This is a genomic window from Campylobacter concisus, assembly GCF_902460895.1.
GTDB classification, from domain to species: domain Bacteria; phylum Campylobacterota; class Campylobacteria; order Campylobacterales; family Campylobacteraceae; genus Campylobacter_A; species Campylobacter_A concisus_BC.
The window spans coordinates 741,052-750,538 of sequence record NZ_CABPVL010000002.1; the positions used below are offsets into that span (position 1 = coordinate 741,052).

9 protein-coding genes are annotated in these 9,487 nt (G+C 40.0%); all 9 read left to right on the forward strand.

Annotated features, from left to right (window positions below):
- The first annotated feature begins 87 nt into the window (after positions 1 to 87).
- Genes F3G98_RS04885 through mnmH form a run of 9 tightly spaced genes read left to right on the forward strand, consistent with a single transcriptional unit; the run spans position 88 to position 9,232 of the window.
- Positions 88 to 1,428 (forward strand): class II 3-deoxy-7-phosphoheptulonate synthase, encoded by a 1,341-nt coding sequence (locus F3G98_RS04885; protein ID WP_103608291.1) that lies wholly within the window; start codon positions 88 to 90, stop codon positions 1,426 to 1,428.
- Positions 1,429 to 1,452: 24 nt separating this feature from the next.
- Positions 1,453 to 2,415 carry an NAD(P)/FAD-dependent oxidoreductase gene (locus F3G98_RS04890; protein WP_103608290.1) on the forward strand — a complete coding sequence of 321 codons (963 nt, stop codon included), beginning with the start codon at positions 1,453 to 1,455 and terminating at the stop codon, positions 2,413 to 2,415.
- On the forward strand, positions 2,412 to 4,664 hold the full coding sequence (locus tag F3G98_RS04895) for a coiled-coil domain-containing protein (RefSeq protein ID WP_103608289.1): 2,253 nt from the start codon (positions 2,412 to 2,414) through the stop codon (positions 4,662 to 4,664). The genes F3G98_RS04890 and F3G98_RS04895 overlap by 4 nt, the downstream gene beginning before the upstream one ends.
- On the forward strand, positions 4,661 to 5,368 hold the full coding sequence (locus F3G98_RS04900) for a tRNA1(Val) (adenine(37)-N6)-methyltransferase (protein ID WP_149725826.1): 708 nt from the start codon (positions 4,661 to 4,663) through the stop codon (positions 5,366 to 5,368). Before F3G98_RS04895 ends, F3G98_RS04900 begins: the two co-directional genes overlap by 4 nt.
- Positions 5,365 to 5,730, forward strand: coding sequence for a YkgJ family cysteine cluster protein (locus F3G98_RS04905; protein ID WP_149725827.1), 366 nt, complete (start codon positions 5,365 to 5,367; stop codon positions 5,728 to 5,730). Before F3G98_RS04900 ends, F3G98_RS04905 begins: the two co-directional genes overlap by 4 nt.
- On the forward strand, positions 5,709 to 6,971 hold the full coding sequence (locus F3G98_RS04910; protein ID WP_149725828.1) for a tetratricopeptide repeat protein: 1,263 nt from the start codon (positions 5,709 to 5,711) through the stop codon (positions 6,969 to 6,971). Before F3G98_RS04905 ends, F3G98_RS04910 begins: the two co-directional genes overlap by 22 nt.
- A complete protein-coding gene (gene trpC / locus F3G98_RS04915; RefSeq protein ID WP_149725829.1) occupies positions 6,968 to 7,753 on the forward strand; it encodes an indole-3-glycerol phosphate synthase TrpC in 786 nt (261 codons plus the stop codon). Before F3G98_RS04910 ends, trpC begins: the two co-directional genes overlap by 4 nt.
- Positions 7,753 to 8,238 (forward strand): HIT family protein, encoded by a 486-nt coding sequence (locus F3G98_RS04920; RefSeq protein WP_149713242.1) that lies wholly within the window; start codon positions 7,753 to 7,755, stop codon positions 8,236 to 8,238. Before trpC ends, F3G98_RS04920 begins: the two co-directional genes overlap by 1 nt.
- Entirely contained in the window at positions 8,225 to 9,232 is a 1,008-nt protein-coding gene (gene mnmH / locus F3G98_RS04925; RefSeq protein WP_149725830.1) for a tRNA 2-selenouridine(34) synthase MnmH, read from the forward strand. The genes F3G98_RS04920 and mnmH overlap by 14 nt, the downstream gene beginning before the upstream one ends.
- Positions 9,233 to 9,487: the final 255 nt, after the last annotated feature.

The window sequence follows — 9,487 nt, forward strand, 5'->3', positions numbered from 1 at the left end:
TCTTTAATAACCCATTAATGGCTTTTATTTTTTAAGTTTTGCGTGATATAATCTGCGCTAAATCAAGGTAAAAGATAGGAAAAATTTATGACTTGGAACAGAGATAGTTGGAGAGAATTTAACATCTTGCAACAACCAACTTATCCAAATTTAAAAGAGCTAAAAGAGGCTGAAGAAAAACTAAAAGCACTTCCGCCTTTGGTATTTGCTGGTGAGGCTAGAATTCTCAAAGATGAGCTTGCAAAAGTTTGCAACGGCGAGGCATTTTTGCTTCAAGGTGGCGACTGCGCTGAGAGCTTTGCAAATTTTAACGCAAACAATATCAGAGATATGTTTAAGGTCTTGCTTCAAATGGCGATAGTTTTAACCTTTGGCGGTGGCTGTCCAGTGGTCAAAGTAGGCCGCGTGGCAGGGCAGTTTGCAAAGCCTAGAAGTAGCGACTATGAAGAGCTAAATGGCGTTAAGCTGCCAAGCTATAGGGGCGACATCATAAATGGCTTTGAATTTGACGAAAAAGCTAGAGTTGCCGACCCAAAACGCATGATAGAGGCCTACTATCAAAGTGCTTCTACGATGAACCTCTTAAGAGCCTTTTCAAGAGGAGGTTTGGCTGACCTTCATCAGGTGCATAAGTGGAATTTAGGCTTTGTTAAAAGGCCAGAGATCGGTGAGAAATACGCAAAACTAGCTGATGATCTAACAAAAACTCTATCTTTCATGGCAGCTTGTGGCATCACTTCGGCAAATACTCCAGCGATAAATCAAACAGCAGTCTATACATCTCACGAGGCGCTACTTCTGCCTTATGAAGAGGCGCTAACTAGGGTTGATAGCCTTAGTGGCGAGTGGTATGACTGCTCAGCTCATATGCTTTGGATAGGCGAGAGAACGCGCGGCATAAACGACGCTCATGTGCATTTTTTAAGTGGTGTGAAAAACCCTATCGGCGTAAAGATCGGACCAAGTGCAAAAGCTGAAGACGTCGTCGCGCTCGCAAATAAGCTAAATCCAGAAAATGAAGCTGGCAGACTAAATGTGATAATCAGAATGGGCGCTGATAAGATCGGCGAAAATTTACCAAAAATTTTAAGAGAGCTAAAACGCGAGGGGTTAAATATCGTTTATAGCATCGATCCTATGCATGGCAATACCGTTAAAGCCTCGAACAACTACAAAACTCGTGAATTTAGTAAAATTTTAAGCGAGGTTAGAAGCTTTTTTGAAATTCATAAAGCTGAGGGCACAAGAGCAGGTGGCGTGCATCTTGAGATGACTGGCAAAGATGTGACTGAGTGCACCGGTGGCGCGCTAAACATCACTGAAAGCTCGCTAAAAGAGAGATACGAGACGCAGTGCGATCCAAGACTAAATGCTGATCAGGCTTTAGAGCTTGCATTTTTGATGGCTGATCTAGTTAAAAAAGCTTAAAATTTATAAAATTTGGAGAAAAATATGGCAAATATTTATGATCTGATAGTAGTTGGCGGCGGACCTTGCGGCATAGCTAGTGTAGTGGAGGCTAAAAGAAATGGCTTAAGTAATGTTTTGCTCCTTGAAAAAGGCGACAACCACAGCCAAACTATAAGAAAATTTTATAAAGACAATAAACGCGTGGATAAAGAGTATAAAGGGCAAGATAGCACGATACATGGGCTAGTTTCGTTTGAAGATGGCACAAAAGAGAGCACGCTTGATTATTTTGACAAGCTACTTGACTCTGAAAAGATCGAGGCGTTTTTTAACTCTGAGGTTGAAAGCGTAAAAAAAGAGGGAGAAATTTTTAAAGTAACTACCTCTAAAGCTGTCTATGAAGCCAAAAATGTTATGGTCTCTATCGGCAAAATGGGACGACCAAACAAACCTGACTATAAGATCCCGCCATCACTAAATTCAGTTGTAAATTTTAACCTTGATAACTGCACAAACGGCGAAAAAGTGCTAGTTGTAGGCGGTGGCAACTCTGCAGTTGAGTATGCTATCGAGCTTTGTCAGTATAACAAAACTACGATCGCTTACAGAAAAGATAAATTTAGTCGTGTGAATGAGACAAATTTAAGCGCACTTTGGGAGCTTGAGAAGCATAATAAAATAAAAGTAAGGCTAAATCACGATATAACCGAGATCGATAATGAATCAGGCAAGGTAAGAGTGCATTATGAAAATGGCAAGATCCGTGTCTATGACAGAGTTGTTTATGCGATCGGTGGGTCAAGTCCGGTTGATTTTTTACAAAAATGTCAGATAAAAACTGATGAAAAAGGCACTCCGATAGTTGATAGCAATTACCAAAGTAGCGTGCCAGGACTATATGTGGGAGGCGACATCGTTTTAAAAAATGGTGGCTCGATAGTAGTCGGACTAAATCACGCTCATAGCGTCATCAAAGATATCTTAAAAGGCAAGGCACAAGCTTGATAAATAAAATCGCACTAGCTATTGTTTGTCTGATAGCTGGCTTTTCTCTCTCGTTTTTGAAATTTCAAAAAGAGGACGAGGCGCCAAAAGATACTAATCAAACGATTTACTCTATAAATTTTGATGATCTCCCAGAAGAAGAGAAGCAAAGATATGTAAGCAAAGACGATCTTTACGAGTATGGCGGCTACATCACGCCAAAGAGCTACATGCAAAATTTTGTTGATGACAAGGATCTAAATTTATCAGACAATGTAAAAGAGCTTCAAGAGCAAGTGCGTGAGCTAAGCAAGAAAAATGAAATTTTAGCCGCTGATAATGTTGATATGAGCGAGAAAAATTTAGACTTCATAAGCAAAATTTCAGAGATGAAAAGAAATATTGAAAATGAAAAAAACGAGATAGTAGAAAAAAATCAAAAGGCTCTTGGCGAGCTTGAGGCGCAACACTTTGAAAATATCCAAGCTTTGACAAAGCGCCTAAATGAAGCGCAAGCTGATATGATAGAGAGCTCAAAAGCCTATGAGAAAAAGATAATCGACCTTGAAAATGCGATAAATGACGCTAGAAATGGCGATGAGAGCAAACTTAAAGATGCCAAGGCCAGCTTTAATAAATTTAAAGAGAGCTTCGAGGCAAACTACACTGCTTTAAAAGAGCAAAATAACGAGCTAAATGCGACACTTGCGCAAAAAGAAGCTCTTATAAAAGAGTATGAAAAAGCTCAAAGCGAAAAAGATAGAGGCGAGAAAAAAGAAATTTTGCTTTTAAAAGAGGAGATCGAGCGAGTTAAAAATGACGCCGACACTCAAAAATTTAGCTACGAAAAAGAGATAAATGCGCTAAGTGATGGCTTTGAGACGCAAAAGAGCGTTATGGAGGATGAGCTTTCTAAAAAGGCAAATAAGATAATCGATCTGCAGGAGGCTCTTGAGTCAAACAAGACTGCACTAAAAGATAGAATTTACGAGCTTGAAGAGATCAAGAAAAATTTAAACTCAAAAGATCTAATGGCACAAAGCTATAATGGCAAAAATTTAGAGCTAAATGCCTCGCTTGCAGCACTTCATAAAAGCTTTGATGATCTAAAACAAAAGAGCTTAAAAAGTGAGCAAGAGAACAAACTTGCAAATGAAAATATAAGCTCGCTTAAAAAAGAGCTTGAGAGGGCAAATGCCCTAAATAAAAAGCTTGAAAAGCAAAATTTAGACGCAAACTCAACTCTAAGCGAGCTAAGCAAAAAGCTAAGTTTGAGTGAAGAGAGCCTTAAAAAGAGCCAAGAAGAGCTAAAAGCGCTTGATACGAAGACAACTAAATTTCTAAAAACGCTATTTGATCAAAACCAAACCATCTCTTTGCAGTCGCAGAAACTTGGCTCAAACGAGGGCGAGCTAAAGAATTTGAGCTCAAAGCTTGATCTAAAAGATGCAAAGATAAAAGAGCTCGAAGAAAATGTCACAAAGACAAGCCAAATGCTCCTTTCTAAGCAAAGCGAGCTAGAAACTCAAAAAAGAACACTAAAGATCGATATGCAAAACTATGAAATTTTGCGCCAGCAGATAAATATGCTACAAAAAAAGATAGTTGATACCTCAACATTTTTAACCGACAATAACAAAAGTGGCGGCAAAAATTTACTAAGCTTGCAAAATGAACTAGAAAATGCAAAGCAAAAGCTAAACGAGAGTAACAAGACGATCGAGCGGCTAAATTCAAAGATAAGTGAGCTAAGCTCGAGCGGTCATAAAGGCGGAGCCGTAAATGCCCAGATCATCGAGCTTCAAAAAGATATCGAGCAAAATTTAAACAGGCAAGACGAGCTTGAAAATGAAAATGTAAATTTAAAAAATATCTTACAAGCTACGACAAAGCCAGAGACCCCAACAAAGCTCGTCCTTATCTCTAGCATCGAGTGCGACGATATGGACGCAAAGGACAAGGTGAGCATAATGTGCAAAAACAGAGTGAGCGAGTTTTTGCAGAGATTTAACTCAAACTACATGTATGAGATCATCCCGATCGTGGATAAGAAAAATTTTGTCATCCCATCAAATGTCGCTCAAAATATCAAAAAAGATGACCTTGGCAAGCTAAACAACTACGTAAATTACGGCGTTGGTAAGGAGCGTGCAAAGGCAGCTGCTGAGCTTATAAAAGAGGAATTTGGTGACTTTGCAAGGATCAGCTTTAGCTCCGAAGTGATCGTAAAAGATGTGACGCGCGGCTTTATCATCAAGGTTTATAGATGATCTTAGCCCAGCTTGAAAATGGCTATCGCTACAACAGCGATACGCTCGTTCTTTATGATTTTATCTGCTCTGGCGTAGGCGAAATTTCTGGCAGAGTTTTGGACGTTGGAGCAGGGTGTGGGATACTTGGACTTTTGCTTAAGCGTGATTTTAAAAAGATAGATCTAAGCATGCTTGATCTTTTGGAGCTAAATAGCGAAATTTCTAGCTTTAACGCAAAGAGCAACTGCCTAGAGGCTAGAGCCATAACGGCTGATTTTGCAAATTTTAAAGATAGTGAGAAATTTGATCTAATCATCTCAAATCCACCCTTTTATCATGACGGTGTTATAAAAAGCCAAAATGAACACATAAAAGTTAGCAGATATGCAAGCTCGCTAAATTTAAAGGATTTTATAAGAGGCATAAGCGTAAATTTAAAGCCTCATAAAAAGGCGTTTTTTTGCTATGCGCCAGATGATCTTAGCGAGATAGTGGCTTGTTTGAAAGAGCATAAGCTAAATTTGGTGAGTTTAAAATTTGTCCATACCAAAAAGGATAAGCCAGCAAATTTGGCTTTACTTGAAGTGCGAAACAACTCAAACTCAAAGCTAAAAGTCCTACCACCTCTTGTGATGAGCGAAGATGGCTCACACACGAAAGAGGCAAGCGAGATCTTTAAAAAAGCTGATACAAACAGCATCTCTTACAAGGAGATCGCGTGAGGGCTGATGGTTTTAGCTATGAGTTTGATCCTAGCTTTTGCGAGAGTTGCGGGGGCAAGTGTTGCACTGGCGAGAGTGGCTATATCTGGATAGATGAGGGTGAAATTTTAAAATTTTGCGCCGCTTTTGGTATCTCAAAAGATGAGTTTGAGAACAAATTTTTAATACGTGTCGGGCTTAGGCGAAGCATAAAAGAAAAGCCTTATGATGACGGTTTTGCTTGCATATTTTTTGATGAGAAAAATAAAAACTGCTCGGTTTATGAGCTAAGACCTAAGCAGTGCAGGACATTTCCGTTTTGGGATTATTTTAAAAAAAATTTAAAGGAGCTAAGAGCAGAATGCATTGGCGTAAAATTTTAATAATTTTTATAAGCGTATTTTTTAGCACGCATCTGCTTGCAGATGATAACAAAAGTGTAAATTTACGCCTAATGCAAGCTCTCATCTCGCAAGATAGCGGTGATGTAAATGCTAGCATCCAGACCTATCTAGGACTTTTTAAAGAGACAAATCAAAAGACCTATCTAAAAGAGGCGATCAAGCTAGCCTTTGCTACAAAAAATGAAAATTTAGATAGCCTCATGGCTGAGGGCGAAAAGAGTTTAAAAGACGATAGCGATTTTATCAGGATCAAGGTTGCAAATTTAGTCAATCTCTTTAAGTTAAACGAGGCAAAAGAGCTGATGCAAGAGCTTGCCACAAAAGAGCCAAACGCTCAAAATTTGCTCATGCTTGGCACCATTTGCATGATGCAAAATGATACAGTAACGGCGCTAAAATACTTTGAAGAGGCATACTCGCTAAAGCCTGAAGAGGAGAATTTGCTCCGCATCGTTGATATACTTTTAAACCGCATGGATAATGTAAATGATGCGACAAAATACCTCGAGAAATTCCGCGAGGAGCAGGGATGCACTCAAAAGACATGTGAGCTTTTGGCTGAAATTTACTCTCAGCAAAGAAATTTCCCAAAGGTGATCGAGCTTTTTGAAGAGATCTACGACATCACTCACGACACCTCTTATCTTGACAAGATCGTGCAGTATTTTGTCTATGCTAAAAATTACAAAGCGGCTATTGAAATTTTGAAAAAATATGGCTACAACGACGCCACGCTGATGGATCTCTACGCTGCGACTGGAAATTTTGGCGATGCATACGTTTTGGCGGTTAAAATTTATAACGACAGCAGGGATCTAAATTTCTTAGCAAAGGCAGCCATTTACGAGTACGAGATGAACAAAGATAGCCTAGATGAAAAAAAGATCGCTGATATCTTAGATAAATTTGAAGCTAGCGTGCCAAAGCTTAATAATGATATGTTTTTTAACTACTACGGCTATTTGCTAATTGATCATGAGATAGACCCTAGAAAGGGCGTAGAGATGGTGCAAAAAGCGCTTGAGATCTCGCCAGACTCGCCTTACTATGAGGACTCGCTAGCGTGGGGATATTTTAAGCTTGGTGAGTGCAAAAAGGCAAAGGGCATAATGATTCACGCGATGAAAGATGTTGATTTTAGGACTTCAAAAGAGGCAAAAGAGCATTTACATCTAATCGAGCGCTGCATAATAAATTTAAACAAAAGGCTTAAAAAATGATACTTGATGAGATCATAAAAAAGACAAAAGAGGATCTAAAAAAGCGAAAAGCTGACTTTCCTATGGAGTGGCTAGGTCGCTCGCTCGCATACAACCCATACGTGCCAAGAGACGTTTTGGGCTCACTTAGATCAAGTAAAGATGAGCCTATAAAGATCATAGCAGAGATCAAAAAAGCAAGTCCGAGCAAGGGCGTGATAAGAGAGGACTTTGAGCCGATCAAGATCGCTCAGGAATACGAGCAGTACGCAAATGCTTTTAGTATCCTAACAGAGCCTCACTGGTTTAAGGGTGATATCGAGTATGTCACACAGGTTCGCCGCTACGCCTCAAGGCCTATCCTTAGAAAAGACTTTATCGTTGATAAGTATCAAATTTTAGAAGCGCTTGTTTATGGGGCGGACTTTATCCTGCTTATCGCCAAGGCGCTAACTCAAGGCGAGCTAAAAGAGCTACTTGAATACGCGCACCACTTGGGGCTTGAGGTCTTAGTAGAGACCCATGACGCGAGCGATGTGAAAAAGGCGGTCTTTGCAGGAGCAAATATAATAGGGATAAATCATAGAAATTTAGATGATTTTACGATGGATATGAGCCTTTGCGAGAAGCTCGTGCCGCTTTTGCCAAATGGCAAGATAATAGTCGCTGAAAGCGGACTTTACGAGCATGAGCAGCTTCGCGAGCTAAGCAAGATCGGAGTCGATGCCTTCTTGATAGGAGAGCATTTTATGAGACAAGATGATATAAAAAATGCCGTTAAAAAGATAAAGGAGGGCGAGTGATGCAGCACCTTTGTGCCCCTTGGAGAAGTGAGTATTTCAGCGCAAAAAAAGATAGTTGTGTCTTTTGCGAGGTCATAAACTCAAAAGAGGACGACGAGAAAAATGGCGTGCTTTTTCGTGCTAAGCACTGCTTTGGGATCATGAATTTATATCCGTATTCGCCTGGACACTTTATGATCATACCAAATCACCACACCGACAAGATCGAGGAGCTTGACGAGGAGACGTGGTTTGAGATGAGTAAATTTGTAAGGCTTGGGGTTGAAATTTTAAAGCGTGAGCTTCACGCACAGGGCGTAAATATCGGTATGAATTTAGGCAAGGCAGCAGGTGCTGGCATAGCTGAGCACGTGCATTATCACCTTGTGCCAAGGTGGAGCGGGGATACAAATTTCATCACGACGATCGCCGATGTGAGAGTAAATGGCACGCCGTTTCATCCGCTTTTTGAGAAGCTAAAAAAGGCTTTTAGTGGCGTTATTTGAGCTTGATATAGAGCAGTGGCTTGAAAAAAGAGGCGACTTTGAAGTCCTGATAGACGCTAGATCGCCGCATGAATATGCCTACTCGCACATAAAAAATGCGATAAATTTATACGCGCTAAACGACGCAGAGCACAAAGAGGTAGGCACGATCTACAAAAGCGACAGAGCCCTAGCTAAGAGCCTTGGTGCAAAATACATCTGCAAAAATTTGCAAAACATCATCGACGAGGTCTATAAAAGGTGTAGGGTCGGCTCTGCGATTGGTATCTACTGCGCAAAGGGCGGGCTTAGATCAAGCTCGGTTGGTTTTGTGCTAAGCATGATAGGATATAGAGTTTTTAGGCTAAGTGGCGGCTACAAGGCATATAGAAACCATGTTTTGGAGTTTTTAGAGCGTCCTTTAAGCACGAAATTTATCACTCTTTTTGGCAACACTGGCTGCTATAAAAGTAAGCTAATAAGGGCACTCACGCCGTCAATAGACCTTGAAGCGATGGCAAATCACTTAGGCTCAGTCTTTGGCGCGATAAATGGCGCGCAGCCTAGCCAAAAAAGCTTTGAAGATGCTTTATTTGAGGAGCTTTCTGCGCTAAAAGATCAAATTTGCTTTATCGAGGGCGAGAGCAGAAGGATAGGCTCGCTAACACTTCCAAAAAGCCTTTATGAAGCGATGCGCAGCGGCATCTGCGTTGAGATTAGCGCGAGCTTGAAGAATAGAATTTCTTGCATCACAAGCGACTATAAAAGTGTGGATAAAGCCTTTTTTGATGAGTGCATAAAGAAAATTTCGCCCTTTATCGACAAAGAGGCCAGAGATGAGGCTGTGGCTAAATTTAATGAAAATGACATCGCCAAAGTGGCTGAAATTTTACTCACAAAATACTACGACAAGGTCTATAAGAAAAATGAAAACATTAGCGTTTTTGTAAGCTCTGATGACTTTGATGAGGCTGTAAAAAAGCTAAATTTGATAAGAGATGAGGCTAAATTTTAAATCCTTTTGGCGCTTTGTTTGGGCTAAATTTCATCTCTAAATTTAAATTTACTCTCTTTGGTTAGGTCAAATTTACTTTTAAATTTAAGATAGATCGTTTTTGTGCTTAAAAATGGCTTATTTTAAGGCTGTTTTTTATATTTCTGCATAAAATTTCTTGCTATTTTTGTGAAATTTCTAGTTAAATTTTCTGGGTTACTGGGTTAAATTTGGTTGGCTTGGTTGGCTTGGTTGGCTTGGTTGGCTTGGTTGGCT

Bases quoted from the DNA above. Each gene is read 5' to 3' on its own strand.
- trpC (WP_149725829.1), top strand. From the start codon at position 6,968: ATGATACTTGATGAGATCATAAAAAAGACAAAAGAGGATCTAAAAAAG.
- F3G98_RS04890 (WP_103608290.1), top strand. From the start codon at position 1,453: ATGGCAAATATTTATGATCTGATAGTAGTTGGCGGCGGACCTTGCGGC.
- F3G98_RS04885 (WP_103608291.1), top strand. From the start codon at position 88: ATGACTTGGAACAGAGATAGTTGGAGAGAATTTAACATCTTGCAACAA.
- F3G98_RS04920 (WP_149713242.1), top strand. From the start codon at position 7,753: ATGCAGCACCTTTGTGCCCCTTGGAGAAGTGAGTATTTCAGCGCAAAA.
- F3G98_RS04900 (WP_149725826.1), top strand. From the start codon at position 4,661: ATGATCTTAGCCCAGCTTGAAAATGGCTATCGCTACAACAGCGATACG.
- F3G98_RS04910 (WP_149725828.1), top strand. From the start codon at position 5,709: ATGCATTGGCGTAAAATTTTAATAATTTTTATAAGCGTATTTTTTAGC.